The following is a 21,743-nucleotide window of genomic DNA, read 5'->3' on the forward strand; positions in this document are numbered from 1 at the left end:
TTCGCGCATTTGATTTGCGCGATTGATAAAATCATAAAGGCGCGTCAGAAAAGCCGCCTTGTCATAGTCGATATACGGCTGTGTTTTTTTTGTTTTCATATCCTTTTCTCCGTTATGTGCTATACCGCCAGGGCGACCCGCGCCCCGAAGGTCGTTTTGTGAGTGCGGCCCCATGTGCCGGACACTACCCGCAATGCCGGAAGTTTCGCGCCCAGTACCGAAATAACGGCAGTTAAATTTGCCGGAACATAGCCAAGCCGATACAAGCCCTTGCCATTGGTTACCCCGACCAGTACCGCTATGGCATTCTTGTCTGCGGGGTTGTTTTCTTCCGGCACTAATATTGCCTTAATCTGATCCGGCTTGTAAGCGGCAAGCCTTTTTAACGCTTCCTGCCTGTTGCCGAAGGACGTACCCTTTACCGCCAGTTCCAATTTACCCGCCTTTACGATTGCCCAGGCTTTCACGAAAGCCGCGCTCTTGTCCCCGCCCATTCGCGAAGCAAGCCGATTGGCCAGTGTTACTACTTTGCTTTTCATTTCGCTGTTTTTCATGTTCTTCCTCCGTTATCTTTATATTATAAGTATAGGATATTTCCTACACTTTGTCAAGTGTTTTGAGAAAATATTTTCATTTTTTTTGAAGATTTTTTATGATTTTACTTATCGCTTGTGTAGTAAAATATAGGATAATTCCTATTCTTTTATTTGGTATTGACATTTTATAGGATATAACCTATATTAAAACTATGGAAGGAATAACTATTGACGAAATGTGTGAAAAGTTAAAACTGCCTTTTAAGACAGTTGAAGGTCGCATACAACGAGCAGGAATTAAGCCTATAACGAAGCAAGCCTTATATCCCCTTAAAACATTGGACTTAATTAAAGACGTTTCAATGGGCCGCCCCAAGAAGCCCAAAACCGAAACGGGCAAGAGCAGGCCGGCAAGCAAGCCCGCGAAGGGCAAGAAGTGAAAAACCGACAGAAAACACTTGAAAATCACTATGGATTGCCGAAAAAATAGCAAATATTAATTAACTTGTGATATATTTTAGTTTATAAGCGTTTTTTGCCGGGTAAATGCGAAAGTTTATGATTTGGGAGAATCAATAATGGAATTAACGGCAGAACAAGACGCTAAATTCAAGGATTTATGCGCGGAAATCAAGCCCGGCGAATACGGCAGGGTTGTTGTCGCTTTTACAGGGGAACCGGGTAACTTCGTCCAGATAACAGGAGAGAAAAATTTTAGGTTCCATAGCGAGACTTCCATGCCTACCCACGGAAAACCTAGAAATGGGTAAGATTCAACTGCCCCGGAAATAGCGCATAACAAATAAAGCGTATCGGACTGTTTTTTATGCCTTACGGACATTTTCTAAAATGCCCCAAAACGCGCGAGGATTGACGCTATCAAGTTTTCTTTGCCATTTAATATAATAATGTGTTGTTATGTTGTGCCGTTGCTTTCGGGGCTGTCTCTGCGATATTAGCAGAAAATATCGACACAAAAAATGACATAAAAAACCGTAATTTTTAATATTGCTTAATACGCTTAAATAACTTTATATATGTTATCCCCTCTTGTAATTCTTTGCCATTTCATGATTTAATAACTCTTAATAGTGCGTAATGGTTTTCAGTATTGCGTTATGTGAAAAACTCGTAATGCGCAGGTCCCGGGTTCGATTCCCGGTTCTGGCTGGAAACAATCTAAATGCAACATTCCGTTGTCTGTATTGGGCGGTACACTAGCAATGGGATATGAGTTCGAGTCTCACCATCGGCACGCTACTTTATCTGTCTCGCTTTCTTTTTGGCTTCCGGTATCAATGCCCTAAGCTGCTTTATACGGGTTTTATCAGAAGGATGGGTACTTAAAAATTCAGGCGTGCCGCCTCCTAATGCGGACATCCTTTGCCAAAATGGCACAGAGGCTTCGGGGTTATAACCGGCGATAGCCATCAAAAGAAGCCCGTAATGATCAGCCTCGCTTTCATGTTTTCTGCTGAAAGGCAACGTTCCTCCGAGTGTGGTGCCTACGCCGTAAGCTGCCATTATAAGAGCTTGGCTTTCTTTGGATAATCCCGAAGCGGCGATGGCCACGCCAACGGCGCCAATCTGCTGTAAAACGCTGGCGCTTACCCTCTGCTGTCCGTGATTGAGCAGAGCATGGGCGACTTCGTGACCCATTACTGTGGCAAGCCCATCCTCTGTCTGAGTGAGGGGAAGTATACCGGTATATACAACGATTTTTCCTCCCGGCATACACCATGCGTTTATCTGCTTGGAATCGACCAGATGGTATTCCCATTTGTAATCTTTTAGGTAACTGGAATTGCCTTCACTGGCAAGCCATTTTTCCGCCGCCCTGCGGATGTTTGCGCCGATACGCTCTACCATCTTGGCATCAGATGTTCCGTTAACAACTTTATTTTCAGAGAGGAATTGGTTGTATTGCTGGAAAGATGCGGAAAAAAGTTCACTGTTACCCACTAAAGCCATTGTTTTTTGTTTGGTAAGCGGGTTGGTTACACAAGTAAGAAGGGATGTCAAACATAAGAGTATTATTAATAGGAATTTTTTGTTTTTCATAAGATTAATATATCACTATAAAACGTGAATGTCAATATTTAATCAAAAAACATGTTAAATTACCGCTTCATGTCAAAAAAAACTTTTACTGCGCCGCCAGTCTGTAAATCGCTTCAGCGTCTTTTTCTTCCAGTTTGCGGTAATTGCCGATTGCGCCAAAGTGAACGGCGCGTTTTGACATTTCCGTTATTTTTGCAGGATCGATATTTGCATCGGCAAAACGAATGGGCATACCGATTGATAGGAAGAAATTCTCCATGCGTAAAACTCCTTCCAACGCTGCTTGTTCGTAGTCGTAAAACGCGCCGTCTACGCCCCATACCTTTGCTGCAAAGCGGGCGAGTCGGGGAGTGTCTTCTTTTATGTTGTAGCGAAGCCATGCCGGAAAGATGATGGCAAGACCCGCGCCGTGGGCAAGATCGAAAAGAGCGGACAGTTCATGATCAAGGGCGTGGCTTGCCCAGTCTCCGATACGGCCTGTGTCTAAAAGACCGTTGTGCGCGATTGTTCCCGCCCACATGATTTCCGCTCTCGCGTCGTAATTATTTTCTCCGCCTGAAAAAATTTTTCTTGCATTACGGATTATCGTTCTTAACGCGCCTTCGCACAGTTCGTCCGTAAGTTCCACGTGTTGCACTTTTGTAAAATAGCGTTCCATGATGTGCGCCATCATATCGGTAATTCCGCATGCGGTTTGATACGGCGGCAGGGTGTATGTCAACTCAGGATTCATAATTGAAAAAACAGGGCGAATGCATTGATAGTTTATGCCCCTCTTCCACGGGCCTTCTTCGTTTGTAATGACGCAGCTTATGCTCGATTCGCTGCCCGCCGCCGGAATTGTCACAACAGTGCCGACAGGCAAAGCTCTATCCGTGCTTTTTTTCCTCTCAAAAAAATCCCACAGATCGCCGTCGTTTACCGCTCCTACCGCAATAGCTTTTGCTGAATCAATTACAGAACCGCCTCCCACAGCGAGGATAAATTCCAACTTTTCTTTTTTTACAATATTAACGCCTTCTTTAACAAGAGAAAGCCGAGGATTCGGCAATACGCCCGTTAACTCTACCCACTCAACTCCGGCGCTTTTCAAGCTTGCTTTTATTTTGTCAATCAACCCCGATTTAACCGCTGATTTTCCCGAATGGTGAAGTAAGATTTTTTTAGCGTATTTAGCGGTTTCACTGCCCGCCTGATTTTCTGTGTCTTTGCCAAAAATTATTTTAGTCTTATTACAATATTCAAAGTTTTGCATATTTTATTATATACCTTTGCCAGTTAATTGTAAACTATTACACTGAAGAGTTCACACGAAGATCACGAAGAAACAAAGATCACAAAGAAGAGGGGAATAGCAGTGAACAGTGAGCAGTTATCAGTGAAGAGAGAAAAAAGAAAAAAGTTAAGATATATAGCTCTTCTTTCTTCTCTCACCAACTTTGTTGGCGCTTTCTCTTTTATTTATTCTTTTGCATTTCTCACTGCTCACTTCTCACTGTTCGCTGCTACGCTACGGTTTTTGGGTGTCAGAATACCTTGCGTTACCTATTTCTAACGAGAACCTAAACGAAGCGATGCAGGCTGGTCTTCATTATATTCTAAAATAATAGATGAACCCTTAAAGGGTATCCATTTAGCAACTTTAGCAGCTAATCCCGCTGCTGTTCTAAGAGGCCCTGCCGCAGGGCCAAGTGGTACTCCAATCTTTTGAAAAAGATCAATAACTTCTTCAATAGCCCCAGACCATACATTAGTTGTCTTTAATGTTAGAATAAATTTATTACCATTTTCTTCAATTATGCAATCACCAGCCAAAAAATTTTGCCCATTAACTTTTGCTGTCCAAATATCACCACCAAATTCAAATTTTAAATTCTTTCCTCCTATAGGTACCGTAGGCAAACGATTCAACCCCTGTTGGAATATAGTCGGTTCACCGAGTTGCGGGATGGAAACCTGTTCACGGGGTTGCCTTTGAGCATTATTTTGATTTCCCAAAATATTGTCGTCTTCTTCATTTTCTGAAGAAGACGCTCTTGTATTATTTTTTGAAGAGCCAAACTTGTAAATTATTCCGAATTGAACAACGCCGCCGCTGAATACGCCAAAATCATTAGTGCGTTCAACAGAATCGATTGCTGTCCATGCGCCATTTTTCTCTTGATTCCAAAAGATTGCATTGATCAAGAATCCCGTATACAAGCACCAATGGTCGGAAAAAGCATAAGTTGCTCTTGCGCCAACTCTAAAAGCAAAATCAAAATATGAATTAACGGTATATCCATCGCTATCAGTTTTACCGGACCAAATTTGTGCCAACAAAGGGAAAGAAAGCGACCAATTCCCGGTCAATGATGCCTTCGGCGCAAGTCCGACATAGATAGTTTCATCATAATAATCTTCATACTCCATTAGGTGGGTGAAAAAATTAAAACTTACTCCTGCCAGTAAATCGATTTTTGAAAATCCTAAGCCAATTCCGATTGACGGTGTAATTCCGTTGAAATATGTAGAAACAGCGCCATCTATTGAAAATTGTCCGAATACACCTCCCGCGACAAATGAGAAGAGAATCAAAACCAAACCTATTTTCTTTTTCATCAGATATTCCTTTTAAGCATTTACGCTTATTTGTGTTATTTTTTGCCTATACAGGCAAAAGCGTGTCAAAATGACACAGTTGCCATAAAAAATAGACCAAAAAGAAAATCCTCTTACAGAATTTCTCAATAATTTATTTATAAAACAAGCAACTAGAGAAATTATTACCATACTAGTTGCTGTTTGTCAACGGATATAAGCCATATTTATAATGATAAATTCGCTAAATAGGGTGGTATATGACAGAAGATGAACTGCGGGCAATAGTCCGAACCAATATAAGGCGTTATCGAAATTACCGACAATGGACGCAATCTCAGTTTGCCGAGAAACTGAATATTTCAGTAAATTTCCTCTGCGATATTGAGAATGGCAAGCGTTGGATTTCACCTGCAAGCATGGTAAAATTCGCCAGTGTTCTGAATATTGAACCGTTTGAGTTGTTTAAGCCAGCCGACACTCCGATTCCTAATAGTGAAGAATTACTTTTGAAGTATAATGATGAGGTTATTCAAGCTGTTACTTTTTCCTTAAAACAGGTTTATAGATATTTTCAAGCAAATTTATCAGATAATCTTAATGAAACAAAAGAAAAAAATGACTAAGGAGTAAATTCGTTACCGATGGCGGTAAAGAGGGCAGTTTCCTCCGAAGTTTTTACAGCCCGCCGCCTGCCCTGACTGCACTGAATAAATGTCTTGGGCATACATCTGTGTGGGGGGATGTCAACATTTCCCTTGAAACCCGGCTGTTTTTTCGTTATTATAAAAAAGTGAGGGTTTTCAAATATACAGGGTTCAGCCGTTTTGCGAGCAAGGAAGGCATTACCGACCATGAATTACTGGAAATTGTCGATAAACTTGAGGCAGACCAAGCAGATGCAAGCTTAGGGGGCGCCCAATTATGCACGGCAAAGCCGTGTTGATGAATAAAGTCTACACGGCGTGGCGCACAATAAACTTTAATATAACAGATAATGCGCGAAGGCTTTAGCCTGAGCAGTGCGCCCGGGTATATAAAGTAAGAGTAGCCAGACAAGGTGAAGGGAAATCGGGTGGACATCGTGTTATAGTGTACTTTAGAAACGAGTACCGCACTTTTTTTGTTTATGGTTTTTCCAAGTCTGACATGGGCAACATAAGTAGAAAAGATTTGAAAAGGTTCAAAGAATACGCAAAAGACCAGTTTTTATTAACTAACGAACAGATCGAGGTTCGTCTGAAAAACGGAACTTTAATTGAAATTAGAGATAACAGAGGAGGATTAAAATGAAATACGAAAGCGACATAGCGAAAATGATCCACGAAAACGCAACCATCGACTTCAAATTAGGATTTATATCCGAAGCCAGAATGCGTGAATATGACGAATTGTGCCTTACCCCAGAAGCCTTACATAACAATAACGCACATGAAACCGTAAACATAGAACACGCCGATCTTGTAACTGCATAATAAGCCTACCATACACCGTTGCCAACCTCGTCGGCGCTCCCCACTCCCTCAATGCACCTCTTCTTCCTTTTTTATCGTTGCGGCGTAAATGCTATTTATTAATCCAAGAAATGCTGAGAGCGAAAAAAGAACTTCGATGCCAGTTACTTTCCAAATCCAGCCGCCCATTAGGGCGATAAAAATACTGATAATGTGGTTTACGGAAATTCCTGTGGATAGGGTAGCGGTGATTTCTTCCTGATTGGAGGCGATGCGTTGTACATAGATGTTACTCGCCATGCTCGCTATTGAGATGATCGAATCCAAAATAAAGTTACAGCAGACTACAAGGAAGGCTATGTTAGGCGTGAACAGCCTGTGCGCGAAACCGTAAAGGAGACAGACTATTATTAAAATGAGGGTATCGGCAACCATGACCGCTTTGTATCCAACCTTGTCGATGATTCTGCCGATGAGGGGACTGCACAACATACCGAAACCGGCGCAGATTGCGTACAGTATCGACATGATTGACGGGTCGGCGCCGTATTGCAGGATTAACACATAGGGGGCGAAGGTTAGGAAAATCTGTTTTCGCGCCCCATAAAAAATTTCTAACATATAAAACTTGTGAAACTTTTTTGCAAAATAAAACCTGCGCCTTTGCGCTTTTAGCGTAGTTTCCCGTAGAGCCGCAGCGACAAGAGCAGCCGCCGTCATTAACGCTGCGGACGCGCCAAAGACGATTCTGTAACCGAAAATATCCCTTCTGTTATAACCGATTTGTTCAAGAATAAGAAAGATCACCGTAACAAAAATAAAGCCGGCTATGTTTCCAAATTGGCTTATTGAATTAGACAACCCCAGCGATGCGCCGGCTTTTTCTTTCTTTGCGATGTCCATCGCGATTGTAGCCCTCACAGGCATGATGATGTGCTCTCCGGTGCTGAAAAGAACCATAAAAACTACCACAAAAATTTTAGTCATAAAAAAAGAATTAACGCTTGACAGGAGTACTCCCACGCATCCTCCGGCCATGACCGCAATGCCGATTTTAAAAACCTTGCTGTCCGCGAATCTGTACATCAGCGCGAGGATAAGTATCAGCAACAGGCCGGGAGTTTCCCTGAAAAATTCAACTATCCCCCGCTCAAACGGCGTTATGTGAATTATCTCCGCAAGGTAATTATCCTGAACTCCCCTGTAAAAACCGAATGACACTCCGTAAAGAATCAATACCGTTAAAAATCTGCCTACTTTTGCGTCGGGACGGTAAGTGTTGTCGATAAAACGGGGGCGGTATGTTTTTTTTGTTAAATTGTCAGACATATTTTTTCTCGTTTATCCTAAGGCGCGGTTTCAAGGCAAGGTTGATTTTTCGCCGATAATCATATTTTTTTTAGGCTTGACCCTTGCCGCTTCCGGTTCCGTGTCAAAGTCAATGTATGACAGCTTCGCCTGCGGATCGAGTTTTGCAAGTACGTCCGCCGCAGTGTTAACGGCAATCAGGTACTGATCAATTGGGCGAAAGGCGCGGCAGGGGGGGCATTGGCACCATACATTTTCACAGCCTTCATCGGGCAGAAGATGAAAGATACGGTCAGGGGTAGCCTTCTGCATGGCGCGGATAAAAAGTTTTTTTGCGCATTTGGCGATTATAGCCGTTGTTTTTGGGTTGGTCGTGCAAAAGTGAGTATTCATTTTTCTTTTACCCTGTTCCATGCGAAAAAGTTCTTTGTTAAATAAAAACAAACTCCGCGGCAACAACAAAGACAAATCGTGCCCTCCCGCCTCGATATAAAACGCAAAGTGTTTTGCCAGCTTTGCGTATTTACCGCCGCCGCCCCTAAAAAATTTATCATCCAACGGAAAGACAAGAGTATTGTACTCATTTTCGGTCGCCCATTTGATAAGTTTAACCCGCTCCCCCGCGCCTGTATTTCTGTTGATGAACAGCCTCTTTCTAACTTGTTTCATGAGTTTATTATATGGCAATATTTTTAATTAGGCTATATGATATAAGTATGGATTTTGACGTTGCCATTATAGGGTGCGGAGTTTCCGGCGCAAACATCGCCCGTCGGCTTTCAGCTTATAATGTAAAAACCGCTATTTTGGAAAAAGCTGCGGACGTTTCATTTGGAACTTCTAAGGCAAATTCGGGCATTATTCACGGCGGTTTCCACCATAATAAAAAGTACTTAAAAGCGCGGCTGGAAATGCAGGGCAGTTTGATGTTCGACCAGCTAAAGCGCGAGTTAAATTTTCCCTTCCGCCGGTGCGGGATAATTGTCGCCGCCATGCATGAGGAGGAGATGAAGGTAATTGAGCACCTTTATTTTCAAGGCGTGGAGAACGAAGTAATAGGGATTGAACTTTGTTCCCGCACGCGAATCCTTGAACTTGAGCCTAAACTTTCTTCGGATACGGTCGGCGGCCTTTACGCGCCCGGAGGGGGAATTATTGAACCGTACCGATTTGTCTTCGCGCTCGTTGAATCCGCGCGAAAGAATGGGGTAGAGCTGTTCACTAATTTTAAGGTAGGAGAGGCTGACCGTAACGGGGATTTTTGGAGTATTCGCGCGGAAGACGGAAGGGTAGTAAAAGCGCGTTACGCGATTAACGCCGCAGGTCTTTTCGCTGACGAAGTGTCTAAGGCTTTTAAGGCGGAAGAATTTACGATTAGCGCGAGAAAAGGCGAATATTTTCTTTTGGACAGATTGACCAAAGCCTGCCCTTCAAGAGTGGTTTTTCCCGTTCCCACTGCTATTTCAAAAGGGATGTTGGTTATACCTACTGTAGAAGGGACAGCCCTTGTTGGCCCCACTGCGGACGCGGTACCGGATAAAAATGATTTTTCAACTACTGCTAAACATCTTGAACAGATAATAGTTTCAGGAAAAACGATGATACCCTCTTTAAGCCAAAACGACGTTATCACTAATTTTGCGGGGCTTCGCCCGTGTCTTGGAGAGGATTTTTATATTGAAGCTTCAAAAAAAGTTCCCGCTTTTGTTCAGGTAGCGGGAATTCAAAGTCCGGGGCTTACGGCGTCGCCCGCGATTGCAGAGTATGTAAAAAATATATTAGTCGATATTGGATTGCAGCTAACGGAAAAGCCCCACTGGAATCCTTATGTTGAAGATCACCCTCGCGCGCGGGAACTTGGCTTTGAGGAGCTTGACAGCTATATTGCCAAAGATTCCGCATGGGGCAGTATTGTCTGCAGATGTGAAAATGTCAGCGAAGCGGAAATTATTCAGGCTGTAAGGCTTGGACACACGACATTGGACGGAGTAAAATATTTTACCCGCGCCCAAATGGGGCGTTGTCAGGGCGGCTTTTGCACTTACAAGATAATAAAAATTATTATGAGGGAAGCTAATCTTTCCTGGGAAGAAGTCACGAAACACGGCGGAAAAAGCAGTATATTGGACGGCGCGTTATGAAAGATATCCAATATGACGCGGCGGTAATCGGCGGAGGAGCCGCAGGAATGGCGGCTGCTCTTGAGTTGGAAGCGCAAGGTTTTTCATGCGCATTAATCGACAGGGAAGATCACCTTGGCGGCATTCTTATGCAGTGCATCCACAATGGTTTTGGCTTGCACGAATTTTCGGAAGAGCTGACAGGCCCCGAATTTGCGGAACGTTTTATTGAGCGCGTGATAAAATCAAAAATCGCGGTTTATCTTAACACGACCGTTACGCGCTTTTCACAGGATAATTCATCATCGCAAATTAAAGAACTATACTGCGTATCTCCTGCAGGTGCTATAAAAATTAATACGCGAGCCGTACTGCTCGCTATGGGCTGCCGTGAAAGAAACCGGGGTAATGTAAGAATTCCCGGCTCCAGACCGGCGGGGATTTATACGGCTGGTCTCGCGCAGCGCCTTGTAAACATAGAGGGTTATATTCCCGGCAGGGAAGTTGTAATTATAGGTTCTGGCGACATCGGGCTAATCATGGCGCGGCGCATGAGATGGGTAGGTTGCAAGGTAAAGGCCGTAGTGGAAATAATGCCGTATCCCGCCGGCTTGACGCGTAACATTGTCCAGTGCCTTAACGATTACAACATTCCCCTTTACCTGTCATCGCAGACCACAGGCGTTTTTGGCAATGACCGCGTTGAAGGAATAGAAGTCACCCCGATGACAAACGGCGTACTTGCGCCTGATAAAAGTTTTCGCATAGACTGCGATACAGTTCTTCTTTCAGTCGGTCTTGTTCCCGAAAACGAACTGTCACGCGCCGCCGGCGTGGAAATAAACGCCGTAACAAACGGCCCGTTAGTCGATTCATCTTTAATGACTAACATAGACGGAGTTTTTGCCAGCGGCAATGTGCTCCATGTCCATGATCTTGTCGATTGGGTCTGCGAAGAAAGCAGACGCGCAGGACGCTACGCCGCGTCGTGGATGCGGGGAGAGCATCCCGCTTTCCAGATATACACAAAAGCAGGTTCACACGTCCGTTATGTGAACCCGGCGCGGCTTGCCCCCGACAGAGAAAATACTATTTATCTGCGTTCCATGATTGTAAAAAACGATGTTGTTCTTGAATTGCGTCTTGGCGATAAATTGATTAAAAGCAAAAAAGAGCGTCATGTTCAGCCTTCGGAAATGATCAGTTTTAAATTAGGCCCCAAGGATTTTGAAGGGATGGAATTAACTTCAAATTCAATTTTGGAATTCAGTATAAATTAGAGGTGTTATGCGAAGTTTTACATGTATTGTCTGCCCGATGGGATGTTCTCTTGAAGTTGACGACAGTGGCGGTGAGGACGCTCTTTCCGTAACGGGAAATAAATGCAACCGGGGCGCGGAATATGCGCTGGAAGAAATCCGCGCGCCAAAACGCATTGTAACCGCTACTTGCGCCATCAACGGGCAGGCGCGTGTCTCTTCTGTAAGGCGCGTGCCGGTGAAGACCGCTATCCCTTGCCCAAAGGAAAAAATCCCCGCCATTTTACAAGATATTTACAAGGTGAAAATTACCCTTCCCGTAAAAGTGGGCGACATTGTAATTGCGGACTGGAACGGCAGTAAGATAGACATAATTGCAACAAGGACTTTGAGTTAATGCTGTTTAAAAAAGATGAAAAATCGTCCGATACATTCTGGCGGGAATACGAAGAAAAAACAGGCGAAAAAGTGCTTACGCGCGGCTTAGGGAAGTATGTTTCCGGCTGGGATGAATTTGATGAAAAGGGGTGGGGCGGCTTATGGGGGCTTATTATCAATACTTCAGGCGGATTCAGGTTTCATCATTTTCCGCAGTACAACATCTTTGATTCGTTAACCCAGTTTGCAGCTAACGCTAAAGGGCAAGAAAAAACTATTTTTATTCCGCAAGAAAAAATAATTTCGCAAAATATTACTAAAGAAGAAAAATTGTGGAAGCGGATTTTCTCCGGTTCAGCGCCGCAGTTGGTTATCGAGTACAAAAATGAATCGCCGAATGAGTCCGGCGGAAATAATAAAAAACTTATTTTTGAGGCTGAATACGCAAAGGAGAAAATATCATGACTAAAAATCAAAGAAGAAAATTTTTAATTGACTTGGCGCTAAGATTTACAGTTCTTTTTACCATTGTAATAATTTTGTTATCTGTCGCTGGATTAATACTTGCCCGTATCAATTCTAAAGAACACGATATTACAAAACTATTCGCATACGAAAATTCCGGTTTGCCGTACAGTTATCTGCTGGTACTGGCCTGTATTGTTTTTATTATTACTCTTATTACTTTTCTTGTTGAATATCTGATAAAGAAAAATAAAAACAGATACGATGAATTGTTTAAGAAGAATGGGATTTATCGTAAGAAGAAGATGAGTTAAGCTGGGACGTGTGCCTTGTTCACTCTTCTTTGTTAATTATTATTTGGCTGCTGCAACATATTCTGTTTTTGGGGAATTGTCTGCGGTATATGATGTCTCTGTTTCCTGAACGAGACATTTTTTATCATATTCTTTCATTCTGTCCTCAGAAATAGCGCCTATTTTAAACATTTCAACTGCGTCCTGATGTACTACCTCGTAAATTTCACTTTTGTATTTCATATCCATCCTCCTAAAGAATTTCTGTCAAAGTTCTGTTTCTTAACCAAACCTCTATTTGTTCATCAGTCATGGCTAATTGGTCTTTCGCATCATCTTTAAAGATTTGCAATTCACCTCTGTCAATATTAGCTCTATCAGACTTCGCAAAACCATAAACAAAAAACGTACGCTTTTTACTTCTGAAAAATACAATAATACGATAACCTCCCGCTTTTCCTTTTCCTTGACGAGCCACACGCAATTTGTACACATCGCCGCCAAGATCGGCGTCAGGTTGTCCTCTTTCAAGTTGATTTACCGTTTCCTTTAGTTCGGCATCTTTAATACCTTCTTTTTTGGCAAACCGCGTAAACCAATTATTCTTGAATAGTCTCACTTATTAATAATAACAGAAAATATCTTTGGGGGCAAGAATAACCGCAGACATCAAGTAAAAGTGCGGACATCCCCGATTTTTCATTTTTTTTCATATTCTTTATAAATATTCTCAAGAGTTTTATTGATAGTATTAGTAATATCTTTTTTAAATCTTTCAAACAGCGCCCATTCTTCGACAGGCGTTTCATCGTTGCGGAATAACTGATAAACTTCGATATTCAATCCATTGGCTAAACCTGATAAAGTATTCGAAGTAGGAAATTTTATGCCCCTTTCAATCTTGCTTAGAAAAGTAATTGAAATGCCGGCTTTTTCCGCTAATTCAGCCTGCGAAAGCCGCCGTTGCTTCCGGTAAAACCGCACAACTTTGCCAAGATTATCCCTTAATTCCTGTCCAGTTATCAAAAAAATACCTCTATTTATCTTGCACCATGTATAAACAGTTGACAAAATCCCATAGGTCGATATACTAGACTATAGGGAAAATATTATGATATACTTTAAATTGTCAGTTTTATTGTTATTTTTTCAAAAAATTCAAGGAAAAACTGACAAAAATGAATGGTGTTATTACACCGTAAAGGAGTGAGGTATGAAATCTTTCTGTATTTTTACTGTTGTATTTTTAGTGGCAGGTATATGTTCTGTTGCCGCTCAAGATTTAATCGTCTTGAAAGACGGAAACATAATTGAGGCTAAAGTTACGGAAGTATCTTCCGCAGAGATAAGGTACAAGCGATTTGACCATTTGGATGGCCCGACTATTGTCCTTTCCGCAAGTAATGTTCTTTCCATAAGATACGAAAATGGCAAAGTGGAAAAAATTAACGCCGCTCCAATAGCCGAACAAAAAATTACAGCCATAGACACTAATAAATTTATTTTTGGCATTAATGCCAATGCAGGCGGCTTTTTAGGCTATTTAACCGGCGGAACTAGCGGACCTGGCATTAACATTGAACTTGGAAAAGGTAATTTTTATACTGAAATAAATCTTATGTGTCCATGGGGTGGATTTGGAGGTTTAGTCACGTTCAATGGATTTTGGCCAAGCAAGATTGGAGGTTTTTATCTGGGCGGAGGAATAGGGTATGGAATTTATCAATATAGTTCTGGGGAAGAAGTATATTATGCAGTACCATCTATTCCTCTTGGCTTAAATATTGGTTATAAATTTGTAACTAAATCGGGTTTATACTTTCGTACAGGCACTTTTTGTGGTTTTAACTTTGGGTGGTTATTACCTAAAGGTAGTTCACCTGTTTTCTTCAAACCGGATTTGGCGATTGGGTGGACTGTCAGATAACGGTTACGCTTGAGTGCTTGGCGATACTTTTTTTTGCAATTATCGGCGGCGTAGTGTGGGATATGAGTAAATGGCAAGGTATTGACTTGCAAGATTTTCACACGAAGATCACAAAGATACAAAGATCACAAAGAAGAATGAAAGTATATAATAGATAAAATCCGCCCATATTTATAATTGACAAAACAGTTTTTATCTGAGATATTATTAATATACGATAAGAGGGAGTATAATTATATGTTTGCAGTTGAAGGAATTTATGCTGATGGGGCAGTTACAATTAATGAACCTGTACCTGTCTACAAAAACTATGATGATGTTGTTACTTTCTTAAAACCGACAGGGCAAATTGTTAAAGACTCAGACCGAGAAAGAAAAATTGCCGCCCTTAACCGAATAACCGGTATTCTTTCAGATAGTTCCATGACTTTAGAAGAAGTCAAGGCGGAAAGACTTAAAAAACAATATAAGCTATAATATCCCCATGCAGACATCACAAACACGCGCCGCAGCCGCCATTGATATTGGCACAACCACTATTCAAGCGCAGTTAGTCGATCTTGACACAGGACAAACTCTTGATACTTTTTCCGCTTTAAATGATCAGCGCGTATTTGGCGCGGATGTAATAAGCAGGATTAGCGCGGCGCAAAATGGCAAGTTAGACGATCTTTTTGCCGCTATTAACAAGCAAGTTAAAAATATACTTATGTCTTTCGCGCAAAAATTAAATCTTTCCCGTATTGAGAAATGCGCTGTTAGCGGAAATACTACTATGCTTCATATTTTTTGCCGTACTGATCCGTCCGCGATGGGAGCTGCGCCGTATACTCCGGTGTTTTTGAAAGAACTGCACTTTAGCGGAGAGGAGCTTTCGCTTCCTGCGGAAAATATTACCCTGCTTCCCGGGATTTCCGCTTTTGTGGGCGCGGACATTACTGCCGGTTTGGTATTCGTTGACATAATGGGCAAGGGTGAAGACGCTCTTTTTGTTGATCTTGGGACAAATGGAGAAATAGCCGTGTGGAAAAATAGCGAAAAAAAACTTTTCTGCTGTTCAACCGCCGCGGGACCATGTTTTGAAGAAGCGGATTTTTGTATTTCGACAACTGCAACGCGAGGTTTTACCGCGTCGGATTTTATTGACGCGGTAGCCGAAATGAAGCGGCAGGGTGTAATTGATGAAACAGGCGCGTTAGCTGAAAACTTTTCATGGACGGGTTTTTCTTTGCCGGACGGAAAAGTTATAACGCAAAAAGACGTGCGCCTGTTTCAACTGGCAAAAAGCGCGATTTATTCAGGAATTAAAACAATTTGCAGAGCGGCGGGAATAGAATTAAAAAATATCGGTACGGCGTATATCGCGGGGGGGCTTGGTTTCTCACTCAATCCGCAAAACGCCGCCGCCGTGGGACTGCTCCCCAAAGAATTTGCGGACAACTCTGCGGCGGTTAAGACCGTCATTTGCGGAAACACCAGTCTGCAAGGAACTGTTGAAAGTTTAAAAGAGACAAGTTTTCTGCCGCGCTGTTACGCGCTAATTTCTTGCTCTGAAACAGTAGATTTGGCTAATGATAAATATTTCGCTGCCGCATTTGAGCATAATATGCAGTTTTAATAAAACGCCCTGCAAACTTCCGCCGCGCTTGCCGCATCGGGCGTGTAAGCGTCCGCGCCGATTTCATCCGCGAAACTCTGCGTAACGGGAGCGCCGCCTACCATCACTTTTACTTTGTCCCTGAGACCTGCGTTTTTCAACGCGTCAATTACGTCTTTTTGGGCTGTCATCGTCGTTGTAAGAAGCGCGGAAAGACAGAGAACTTTCGCGTTGCTTTCCTTTACCTTGTCTACCACCAACTGTGTATCGCAGTCTACGCCAAGGTCTTCAACTTCGATTCCCTTTCCTTCGATCATCATCTTAACAAGATTTTTCCCAATATCATGCTGGTCGCCCTTGACGGTGCAAATAATCGCCTGGCCCACAGGTTGAACACCGGCCTTCGCAAGAGCTGGCTTTAGTGCTTCCGTAGCTTTATTCATGGCGCGGGCGGCGATTAATACCTCCGGCACAAAAACCTCGTTCCGCTTGAATTTTCCGCCAATAATATTCATGCCCGCCATCAGCGCGTTTTGAAGAATATCGGCTGGCTCTGCTCCTGCGTCCAAAGCCTTCTGCACTGAGGCAGCGATATCCCTTGCTTTCCCTTTCTGGAGAAGTTCCGATATTTCACTAAAAATTTCACTATAATCGCCCGACATATTTAGCTCCTTATTATTATTATACTCTTTCTAAATAAATAAGTCGAGGGCATTTTTCCCCAAGACTTCACACAAAGAACACAAAGTAAGAGAAGATCACAAAGAAGAGGGAAGAGGGGGTTTCTGTCCGAGGACTATGCGTGAGCTTCACGATAAGATAACGGACAAAAACCCCTGATCCCCCTTTGTGAACCTCAACCGAGACCGAAGGTCGAAGGTTCCCCTCTTGATCTTTGTTCCTTCGTGATCTTTGTGTGAACTCTTTTCGGTACTAGTCTTAAGTCCCATTTTTTTATATAATACGGTTAAGAGGAAAATTATGATAATAGCGTTAAAGCCGGGCGTAAGTAAGGAAGACGTACAGAAGTTAATTGCCGATCTGGAAAAGTTAGGTGTAAAGGTCGATACTTCGCAAGGGGCTTCGCAGGCGGTTCTGGGGCTTGTCGGTGATACTACGGTCATTAATGATGAGGCGTTAAAGGCCAATCATCTGGTGGAAAAGGTTATCCGCGTTCAGGAGCCATATAAAAGGGCGAATCGCGCTTTTCATCCGCTGGATACTATCCTGGATTTTGAATATAACGGGAAAAAGACTAAAATCGGCACTGGTAACTTTAGCGTTATCGCGGGGCCTTGTTCTGTGGAAAGCCGCGAGCAGTTAATCTCAATTGCAAAGGCGGTTAAAGAATCGGGCGCGGCTTTTTTGCGCGGGGGCGCGTTTAAGCCGAGGACAAGCCCGTATAGTTTTCAGGGCATGGGATGTTTAGGGGTTGATCTTCTTGTGGAGGCAAAGAAAGAAACGGGGCTTCCAATTGTTACCGAATTAATGGAAATAAGCCAGCTTGAATTGTTTGACGATATTGACATGATTCAAGTCGGGGCGCGTAACATGCAGAATTTCAATCTGTTAAAAGAGTTGGGACGATGCCGAAAGCCGATTCTGCTTAAACGCGGAATGGCGTCTACGATGACGGAACTGCTAATGGCTGCGGAATACGTCATGGCGGGCGGCAATGACAAGATTGTGTTATGTGAAAGAGGTATTCGCGGATTTGATAATTTTACACGTAACATTCTTGATATTGCGATTATTCCCGCGCTAAAGAAAAAAACCCATCTGCCCGTGATTGTGGATCCAAGCCACGCGACGGGGCTTTCGTGGATGGTTCCAGCCATGTCAAAAGCGGCGCTTGCAGCAGGAGCGGACGGCATTATTGTCGAGGTTCACAACGATCCCGAATGCGCCCTATGCGACGGGGAACAATCCCTTACCCCGAAATCGTTTTCGTCTCTTATGGATACCCTTCGCAAATACGCCGCAATAGAAAATAAGGTGATTTAATTGCCGGCAATCAAAGACTGTAACTTTGGCATTGTGGGGCTTGGGCTTATGGGCGGCGCAATTGCCAAAGCCCTGCGCGATAATTGCGGCGTAGCGCAGGAAAAATTGTTTGCCTGCAATAGAACTAAAGAAACGTTAGAGACGGCGCGGTTGGCAGGGCTTATTGGTCGCGGATATGACGCGCTTCACGCAGGAGAGATGCTTTCTATTTGCGATGTTGTTTTTATTTGTTTGAATCCTTCCGCTATAATTAGTTTTCTTGAGCAGTGGGCAAACGCGTTTAAAAGCGGAAGCCTTATCACCGACATTGGCGGAACAAAGAAAAGCATTGCAGTTGCCGCGGAAAAATTTCGAGAAGACGTAGATTTTATTCCCGGCCACCCGATGGCGGGCGCGGAAAAAAGCGGTTTTGCTAATTCGCAGTTATGCGATTTTCACGGTAAAAACTACATACTTACTCCAATTTCGCGTAACAAGAGCGAAAATCTTGATTTTTTAAAAGACATTATTTACCGAATGGGTTTTGCCCGCATAACTCAGGTAACGCCAGAGGAACACGATAGAAAAATCGCTTTTACAAGCCAGCTTTGCCATGTGATTGCCGCCGCCTTGATTGATTGCGAAACTGATGTAAAGATTACCCGTTTTGGCGGCGGCAGTTTTGAAGACTTAACCCGCATCGCCATGCTTAACGCGCCTATGTGGACTGAAATTTTTATCGAAAACAACGATGCTCTTTTGGATAGAATAAATCAGTTTGAAAAGAGCCTTGATGTATTAAAGGCGCTGATAAAAGACGGTCAGGCGGACGAATTGATGAAAAGACTCACTGTCGTAAGAGAGCGCAGAATAGAGATGGGCAAAAAAGAATAACGATTTAATCTACAAGACCTCACACAAAGAACACAAAGGTACAAAGATCACAAAGAGGGAAGAGGGGGTTTTTGTCCGTTATCTTATCGTGAAGCCCACGCTTATCCTTCGGACAAAAACCTTTTATCCTCTTCTTTGTGATCTTCTCTTCCTTTGTGTCCTTTGTGTGAAATTCTTGCGAATCAGCGCAATGGAAAAAAATGTTACCGTATTTTTTCCATTATTGTAAACGATATTTGCCGCCTTGCTCAAACTTGTTACGTCAATCCCCGCTGCTTCTACGGAACTAATTTTCTTTTCGGGAAATGGGCATGGCGAAGGAAAAGCGCAAGTTTTACACACGGGGCAGTTTCCCGCACCGTAAACGGGAATGTCCAGTATTTTTTTTAATTCTGAGGCAAGCAAAAGATGAAGTTCTCTTCCCTTTGTCATTCCCTCATAATCAAAGGAATCTTCCAAAGCGTGCATTGTTGTAAATACTAAAAAACTTTTATAGGAAAGTATTTTTTTCTTTTGCTCCTCAACGCTCTCGCAGGCGGGAGGGCAAACCCATGATTTATTGTAATTGCCGCATACATTCGTTTTACAACTGTCAAGCAGGGTAGGGGAGAAGGTTAGCGCGGTTACGGGCAAAATTGCCTTTTCATGTACGGAAACGCCTGTAGTAACAACTGCGGAAAGAAGCGCGTCAATTATAAATTTTTCAGTCACGTTCCCGCTCTTAAAAAATTTTCCGCTATTATTTTCCCGTTAGGTGTAAGTATCGACTCGGGGTGGAATTGTACGCCGTACACGGGATATTCTTTGTGATGCACCGCCATTATTTCATCGTCTTGCGTCCATGCCGTAATTTTTAACGAATCCGGCAATGTCGATTTAACTCCCGCAAGCGAATGATAACGAGCCGCCTGTATAACCTGCGGAAGTCCTTTGAACAAAGCATCGTTGTTGTCTACGGTAACCTGCGAAGATTTGCCGTGCATTAGTTTGCTTGCGTATGATACCGTGCCGCCGAAAGCCTCAAAAATCGCCTGATGACCGAGGCAGATTCCCAAAATTGGAATTGTTGAGTGAAGGCTTTTTATAAGATCGATACAAATCCCCGCGTCTGACGGTTTTCCTGGTCCCGGAGAGATTACAATGTACTGCGGAGACATTTTCGCTATTTCGTCTACGCTTAGCGCATCGTTACGCACAACTTCAATGTCTGGGTTTATCGAACCTAGAAGCTGATAGAGGTTATATGAAAAGCTGTCGTAATTGTCAATTAATAAAATCATTCAAGCTCTCCTATTGATGAAACTTCGGTTGAAATTTTTAACGCGTTCATAACCGCTGCGGATTTATTCACACATTCCTGATATTCCGATTCAGGATTGCTGTCGGCGACAATTCCGGCTCCGCTTCGTATAAATACTTTATTGTTTCTTCTGTATACGATTCTAATCGCTATGCAGGTGTCCATGTTGCCGGTAAAATCAAGGTAGCCGATTGCCCCGCCGTAAATGCCGCGCTTGTTTTTTTCCTGCTCGTTTATAATTTGCATTGCGCGAATTTTCGGCGCGCCCGAAAGCGTTCCGGCGGGGAGGACTGAGTTTATCGCGTCCAACCCTGTTTTGCCTTCGCGGATTTGCGAAGATACGGTAGAACCAATGTGCATAACATGGGAAAAGCGCAGAATAGACATGTGCTTTTCTACGACAACTGATCCAAAATTGCTGATTCTGCCTAAATCGTTCCTGCCCAAGTCCACAAGCATATTGTGTTCCGCAAGTTCTTTTTCGTCCGCAAGAAGTTCTTTTTCAAGCGCGATGTCTTCTTCTTCGTTGGCGCCCCTGCGGCGCGTTCCCGCGAGCGGAAAGGTAAAAAGCTTGCCGTTATGCAATTTAACGAGCGTTTCAGGCGACGCCCCCGCGATCTCAAGATTGCTTCCGCTGAAATAAAACATATACGGCGAAGGGTTAATTGTTCGCAGTACCCGGTATGTGTTAAAAATACTGCCCTCAAAATCCGCTTCATAGCGATTTGATAACACAACCTGAAAAATATCGCCTTCTTTTATGTGATCTTTCGCCTTGTTTACCATCTTGCAATATTCATCTTTGGAAAACAACGCTTTAAAATCAGACTTTAAACAGGCGGCTGGAGTATTTTCATGATTTCCGTTTCTGATTAAATTATTTATATATTCCAGCTTTGATTTTCCATTTTCATATTCTGCTTGAAGATTATCAGTTTTTATGTTAACAATTAAAATAACTTTTTGTTTGTAATGATCAAAACAAATCAGCTTGTCAAAGAGCATTAAATCGACATCATTAAAACGCTCCTCGTCATTAGCGTCAAGCTTCAGAGACGGCTCGCAGTATTTCGCGTAATCGTAGGCAAAGTAACCGACAAGCCCTCCTGTAAACGGAGGCAGATAATCAAATTTTACGCTGTTATATTTGCTTAAAACTTCCTGAATATGTTTATTCGGATTATCCGTCTTAAAAGATTTTGTTTCATTCGAAGTAATGTTCATTAAACCGTTAAGACAGGTAATCTCCATTGTGGGATCAAATCCCAAAAATGTATATCTGCCCCATGTTTTTGTGTCCTCAGCGCTTTCAAAGGCCGCGTTAGCCGCAGGGGCGGACGGGCTAATGATAGAAGCGCATAACAACCCCGCTAAGGCGTTATGTGACGGGGCGCAATCACTTGATTTGGAGCAATTTAACTCGCTGATGGAAGAGCTAAAAAAACGCGCCGTATTGGAAAATAAAATTATTTAAGGATATAAAATGATTAAACCATCTTATGATGAAATAGAACAAATAGCCAAAGCTGGGCAATACAGCGTAATACCGATGAGCATGGAATTGTACTCCGATATGTTTACGCCGATT

Annotated in this window: 28 protein-coding genes and 1 pseudogene; 16 read left to right on the forward strand and 13 right to left on the reverse strand. The window is 42.9% G+C overall.

Features of this window, described 5'->3' with window-relative positions; translation table 11 throughout:
- Positions 1–119: 119 nt before the first annotated feature.
- Complete coding sequence (locus ACYVRH_RS08510) at positions 120–554, reverse strand: HIRAN domain-containing protein (RefSeq protein WP_461256492.1); 435 nt, start codon at positions 552–554, stop codon at positions 120–122.
- A 560-nt stretch (positions 555–1,114) separates the two neighbouring features.
- On the opposite strand from ACYVRH_RS08510, the gene ACYVRH_RS08515 reads away from it, so the two are divergent.
- Positions 1,115–1,306 (forward strand): hypothetical protein, encoded by a 192-nt coding sequence (locus tag ACYVRH_RS08515; RefSeq protein ID WP_461256493.1) that lies wholly within the window; start codon positions 1,115–1,117, stop codon positions 1,304–1,306.
- 487 nt (positions 1,307–1,793) lie between these two features.
- On the opposite strand, the gene ACYVRH_RS08520 is transcribed toward ACYVRH_RS08515, so the two are convergent.
- The 3 genes from ACYVRH_RS08520 to ACYVRH_RS08530 all read right to left on the reverse strand — a co-directional run bounded on the left by ACYVRH_RS08520 (position 1,794) and on the right by ACYVRH_RS08530 (position 5,198).
- Complete coding sequence (locus tag ACYVRH_RS08520; protein ID WP_461256494.1) at positions 1,794–2,597, reverse strand: M48 family metallopeptidase; 804 nt, start codon at positions 2,595–2,597, stop codon at positions 1,794–1,796.
- 85 nt (positions 2,598–2,682) lie between these two features.
- On the reverse strand, positions 2,683–3,852 hold the full coding sequence (locus ACYVRH_RS08525) for an iron-containing alcohol dehydrogenase (RefSeq protein WP_461256495.1): 1,170 nt from the start codon (positions 3,850–3,852) through the stop codon (positions 2,683–2,685).
- Positions 3,853–4,148: 296 nt separating this feature from the next.
- On the reverse strand, positions 4,149–5,198 hold the full coding sequence (locus ACYVRH_RS08530) for a hypothetical protein (protein WP_461256496.1): 1,050 nt from the start codon (positions 5,196–5,198) through the stop codon (positions 4,149–4,151).
- A 239-nt stretch (positions 5,199–5,437) separates the two neighbouring features.
- Between ACYVRH_RS08530 and ACYVRH_RS08535 the strand changes: the two genes are divergently transcribed.
- From ACYVRH_RS08535 to ACYVRH_RS08550, 4 genes and pseudogenes are all read left to right on the forward strand, one after another.
- Positions 5,438–5,803, forward strand: coding sequence for a helix-turn-helix domain-containing protein (locus ACYVRH_RS08535; RefSeq protein ID WP_461256497.1), 366 nt, complete (start codon positions 5,438–5,440; stop codon positions 5,801–5,803).
- A 167-nt stretch (positions 5,804–5,970) separates the two neighbouring features.
- Entirely contained in the window at positions 5,971–6,123 is a 153-nt protein-coding gene (locus ACYVRH_RS08540; protein WP_461256498.1) for a type II toxin-antitoxin system RelE/ParE family toxin, read from the forward strand.
- Between the two features lie 95 nt (positions 6,124–6,218).
- A pseudogene (locus ACYVRH_RS08545) lies at positions 6,219–6,470 on the forward strand (type II toxin-antitoxin system RelE/ParE family toxin); the annotation flags it as partial.
- Positions 6,467–6,652, forward strand: coding sequence for a hypothetical protein (locus ACYVRH_RS08550; RefSeq protein WP_461256499.1), 186 nt, complete (start codon positions 6,467–6,469; stop codon positions 6,650–6,652). The pseudogene ACYVRH_RS08545 and the gene ACYVRH_RS08550, both read left to right, overlap by 4 nt.
- A 48-nt stretch (positions 6,653–6,700) precedes the next feature.
- Here the strand turns inward: ACYVRH_RS08550 and ACYVRH_RS08555 are convergent, their stop codons facing one another.
- The gene (locus ACYVRH_RS08555; protein ID WP_461256500.1) at positions 6,701–7,960 is read right to left on the reverse strand and encodes an MFS transporter; all 1,260 of its coding nucleotides are present in this window, start codon (positions 7,958–7,960) and stop codon (positions 6,701–6,703) included.
- Positions 7,961–7,990: 30 nt separating this feature from the next.
- Entirely contained in the window at positions 7,991–8,608 is a 618-nt protein-coding gene (locus tag ACYVRH_RS08560; protein WP_461256501.1) for a DUF4838 domain-containing protein, read from the reverse strand.
- Between the two features lie 47 nt (positions 8,609–8,655).
- On the opposite strand from ACYVRH_RS08560, the gene ACYVRH_RS08565 reads away from it, so the two are divergent.
- The 5 genes from ACYVRH_RS08565 to ACYVRH_RS08585 are packed head-to-tail and all read left to right on the forward strand — an operon-like array spanning position 8,656 to position 12,475.
- Positions 8,656–10,080 (forward strand): FAD-dependent oxidoreductase, encoded by a 1,425-nt coding sequence (locus tag ACYVRH_RS08565; protein WP_461256502.1) that lies wholly within the window; start codon positions 8,656–8,658, stop codon positions 10,078–10,080.
- Complete coding sequence (locus ACYVRH_RS08570) at positions 10,077–11,339, forward strand: NAD(P)/FAD-dependent oxidoreductase (protein WP_461256503.1); 1,263 nt, start codon at positions 10,077–10,079, stop codon at positions 11,337–11,339. The genes ACYVRH_RS08565 and ACYVRH_RS08570 overlap by 4 nt, the downstream gene beginning before the upstream one ends.
- 7 nt (positions 11,340–11,346) lie before the next feature.
- On the forward strand, positions 11,347–11,715 hold the full coding sequence (locus ACYVRH_RS08575; protein WP_461256504.1) for a DUF1667 domain-containing protein: 369 nt from the start codon (positions 11,347–11,349) through the stop codon (positions 11,713–11,715).
- A complete protein-coding gene (locus tag ACYVRH_RS08580) occupies positions 11,715–12,161 on the forward strand; it encodes a hypothetical protein (RefSeq protein WP_461256505.1) in 447 nt (148 codons plus the stop codon). The genes ACYVRH_RS08575 and ACYVRH_RS08580 overlap by 1 nt, the downstream gene beginning before the upstream one ends.
- The gene (locus tag ACYVRH_RS08585; protein ID WP_461256506.1) at positions 12,158–12,475 is read left to right on the forward strand and encodes a hypothetical protein; all 318 of its coding nucleotides are present in this window, start codon (positions 12,158–12,160) and stop codon (positions 12,473–12,475) included. Before ACYVRH_RS08580 ends, ACYVRH_RS08585 begins: the two co-directional genes overlap by 4 nt.
- Before the next feature lie 39 nt (positions 12,476–12,514).
- Here the strand turns inward: ACYVRH_RS08585 and ACYVRH_RS08590 are convergent, their stop codons facing one another.
- From ACYVRH_RS08590 to ACYVRH_RS08600, 3 genes are all read right to left on the reverse strand, one after another.
- Entirely contained in the window at positions 12,515–12,697 is a 183-nt protein-coding gene (locus ACYVRH_RS08590; protein WP_461253813.1) for an XRE family transcriptional regulator, read from the reverse strand.
- Between the two features lie 10 nt (positions 12,698–12,707).
- Positions 12,708–13,073, reverse strand: a complete 366-nt coding sequence (locus tag ACYVRH_RS08595; RefSeq protein ID WP_461256507.1) for a type II toxin-antitoxin system RelE/ParE family toxin — start codon at positions 13,071–13,073, stop codon at positions 12,708–12,710.
- Positions 13,074–13,153: 80 nt separating this feature from the next.
- Positions 13,154–13,480, reverse strand: coding sequence for a helix-turn-helix domain-containing protein (locus ACYVRH_RS08600; protein ID WP_461256508.1), 327 nt, complete (start codon positions 13,478–13,480; stop codon positions 13,154–13,156).
- Between the two features lie 187 nt (positions 13,481–13,667).
- Between ACYVRH_RS08600 and ACYVRH_RS08605 the strand changes: the two genes are divergently transcribed.
- The 3 genes from ACYVRH_RS08605 (at position 13,668) to ACYVRH_RS08615 (ending at position 15,999) form a co-directional block, all read left to right on the forward strand.
- Complete coding sequence (locus ACYVRH_RS08605; protein ID WP_461256509.1) at positions 13,668–14,381, forward strand: hypothetical protein; 714 nt, start codon at positions 13,668–13,670, stop codon at positions 14,379–14,381.
- 237 nt (positions 14,382–14,618) lie between these two features.
- Positions 14,619–14,858: a hypothetical protein gene (locus ACYVRH_RS08610; RefSeq protein WP_461256510.1), complete on the forward strand. Its 240-nt coding sequence runs from the start codon at positions 14,619–14,621 to the stop codon at positions 14,856–14,858.
- Positions 14,859–14,865: 7 nt separating this feature from the next.
- The gene (locus ACYVRH_RS08615; protein WP_461256511.1) at positions 14,866–15,999 is read left to right on the forward strand and encodes an ASKHA domain-containing protein; all 1,134 of its coding nucleotides are present in this window, start codon (positions 14,866–14,868) and stop codon (positions 15,997–15,999) included.
- On the opposite strand, the gene ACYVRH_RS08620 is transcribed toward ACYVRH_RS08615, so the two are convergent.
- The gene (locus ACYVRH_RS08620; protein ID WP_461256512.1) at positions 15,996–16,640 is read right to left on the reverse strand and encodes a corrinoid protein; all 645 of its coding nucleotides are present in this window, start codon (positions 16,638–16,640) and stop codon (positions 15,996–15,998) included. The two genes, ACYVRH_RS08615 and ACYVRH_RS08620, sit on opposite strands and share 4 nt — an antisense overlap.
- 319 nt (positions 16,641–16,959) lie before the next feature.
- Here ACYVRH_RS08620 and aroF point away from each other — a divergent pair, with 319 nt between their 5' ends.
- A complete protein-coding gene (gene aroF, locus ACYVRH_RS08625) occupies positions 16,960–17,982 on the forward strand; it encodes a 3-deoxy-7-phosphoheptulonate synthase (protein ID WP_461256513.1) in 1,023 nt (340 codons plus the stop codon).
- Positions 17,983–18,855 carry a prephenate dehydrogenase gene (locus ACYVRH_RS08630; protein ID WP_461256514.1) on the forward strand — a complete coding sequence of 291 codons (873 nt, stop codon included), beginning with the start codon at positions 17,983–17,985 and terminating at the stop codon, positions 18,853–18,855. It begins immediately after the preceding gene.
- A gap of 123 nt (positions 18,856–18,978) precedes the next feature.
- Here the strand turns inward: ACYVRH_RS08630 and ACYVRH_RS08635 are convergent, their stop codons facing one another.
- From ACYVRH_RS08635 to ACYVRH_RS08645, 3 genes are read right to left on the reverse strand one after another with little or no spacing between them, the layout of a single operon-like run.
- Positions 18,979–19,566: a DUF2284 domain-containing protein gene (locus ACYVRH_RS08635; protein ID WP_461256515.1), complete on the reverse strand. Its 588-nt coding sequence runs from the start codon at positions 19,564–19,566 to the stop codon at positions 18,979–18,981.
- Complete coding sequence (locus tag ACYVRH_RS08640; RefSeq protein WP_461256516.1) at positions 19,563–20,135, reverse strand: anthranilate synthase component II; 573 nt, start codon at positions 20,133–20,135, stop codon at positions 19,563–19,565. Before ACYVRH_RS08640 ends, ACYVRH_RS08635 begins: the two co-directional genes overlap by 4 nt.
- Positions 20,132–21,424: an anthranilate synthase component I family protein gene (locus tag ACYVRH_RS08645; protein WP_461256517.1), complete on the reverse strand. Its 1,293-nt coding sequence runs from the start codon at positions 21,422–21,424 to the stop codon at positions 20,132–20,134. The genes ACYVRH_RS08640 and ACYVRH_RS08645 overlap by 4 nt, the downstream gene beginning before the upstream one ends.
- Between ACYVRH_RS08645 and ACYVRH_RS08650 the strand changes: the two genes are divergently transcribed.
- The gene (locus ACYVRH_RS08650; RefSeq protein ID WP_461256518.1) at positions 21,408–21,629 is read left to right on the forward strand and encodes a hypothetical protein; all 222 of its coding nucleotides are present in this window, start codon (positions 21,408–21,410) and stop codon (positions 21,627–21,629) included. The two genes, ACYVRH_RS08645 and ACYVRH_RS08650, sit on opposite strands and share 17 nt — an antisense overlap.
- The last annotated feature ends 114 nt before the right edge of the window (positions 21,630–21,743 follow it).

The sequence above is a fragment of the Treponema sp. R80B11-R83G3 genome (genome assembly GCF_054786115.1).

Bases quoted from the DNA above. Each gene is read 5' to 3' on its own strand.
- ACYVRH_RS08510 (WP_461256492.1), bottom strand. From the start codon at position 554: ATGAAAAACAGCGAAATGAAAAGCAAAGTAGTAACACTGGCCAATCGG.
- ACYVRH_RS08515 (WP_461256493.1), top strand. From the start codon at position 1,115: ATGGAATTAACGGCAGAACAAGACGCTAAATTCAAGGATTTATGCGCG.
- ACYVRH_RS08520 (WP_461256494.1), bottom strand. From the start codon at position 2,597: ATGAAAAACAAAAAATTCCTATTAATAATACTCTTATGTTTGACATCC.
- ACYVRH_RS08525 (WP_461256495.1), bottom strand. From the start codon at position 3,852: ATGCAAAACTTTGAATATTGTAATAAGACTAAAATAATTTTTGGCAAA.
- ACYVRH_RS08530 (WP_461256496.1), bottom strand. From the start codon at position 5,198: ATGAAAAAGAAAATAGGTTTGGTTTTGATTCTCTTCTCATTTGTCGCG.
- ACYVRH_RS08535 (WP_461256497.1), top strand. From the start codon at position 5,438: ATGACAGAAGATGAACTGCGGGCAATAGTCCGAACCAATATAAGGCGT.
- ACYVRH_RS08550 (WP_461256499.1), top strand. From the start codon at position 6,467: ATGAAATACGAAAGCGACATAGCGAAAATGATCCACGAAAACGCAACC.
- ACYVRH_RS08555 (WP_461256500.1), bottom strand. From the start codon at position 7,960: ATGTCTGACAATTTAACAAAAAAAACATACCGCCCCCGTTTTATCGAC.
- ACYVRH_RS08560 (WP_461256501.1), bottom strand. From the start codon at position 8,608: ATGAAACAAGTTAGAAAGAGGCTGTTCATCAACAGAAATACAGGCGCG.
- ACYVRH_RS08565 (WP_461256502.1), top strand. From the start codon at position 8,656: ATGGATTTTGACGTTGCCATTATAGGGTGCGGAGTTTCCGGCGCAAAC.
- ACYVRH_RS08570 (WP_461256503.1), top strand. From the start codon at position 10,077: ATGAAAGATATCCAATATGACGCGGCGGTAATCGGCGGAGGAGCCGCA.
- ACYVRH_RS08575 (WP_461256504.1), top strand. From the start codon at position 11,347: ATGCGAAGTTTTACATGTATTGTCTGCCCGATGGGATGTTCTCTTGAA.
- ACYVRH_RS08580 (WP_461256505.1), top strand. From the start codon at position 11,715: ATGCTGTTTAAAAAAGATGAAAAATCGTCCGATACATTCTGGCGGGAA.
- ACYVRH_RS08585 (WP_461256506.1), top strand. From the start codon at position 12,158: ATGACTAAAAATCAAAGAAGAAAATTTTTAATTGACTTGGCGCTAAGA.
- ACYVRH_RS08590 (WP_461253813.1), bottom strand. From the start codon at position 12,697: ATGAAATACAAAAGTGAAATTTACGAGGTAGTACATCAGGACGCAGTT.
- ACYVRH_RS08605 (WP_461256509.1), top strand. From the start codon at position 13,668: ATGAAATCTTTCTGTATTTTTACTGTTGTATTTTTAGTGGCAGGTATA.
- ACYVRH_RS08610 (WP_461256510.1), top strand. From the start codon at position 14,619: ATGTTTGCAGTTGAAGGAATTTATGCTGATGGGGCAGTTACAATTAAT.
- ACYVRH_RS08615 (WP_461256511.1), top strand. From the start codon at position 14,866: ATGCAGACATCACAAACACGCGCCGCAGCCGCCATTGATATTGGCACA.
- ACYVRH_RS08620 (WP_461256512.1), bottom strand. From the start codon at position 16,640: ATGTCGGGCGATTATAGTGAAATTTTTAGTGAAATATCGGAACTTCTC.
- aroF (WP_461256513.1), top strand. From the start codon at position 16,960: ATGATAATAGCGTTAAAGCCGGGCGTAAGTAAGGAAGACGTACAGAAG.
- ACYVRH_RS08640 (WP_461256516.1), bottom strand. From the start codon at position 20,135: ATGATTTTATTAATTGACAATTACGACAGCTTTTCATATAACCTCTAT.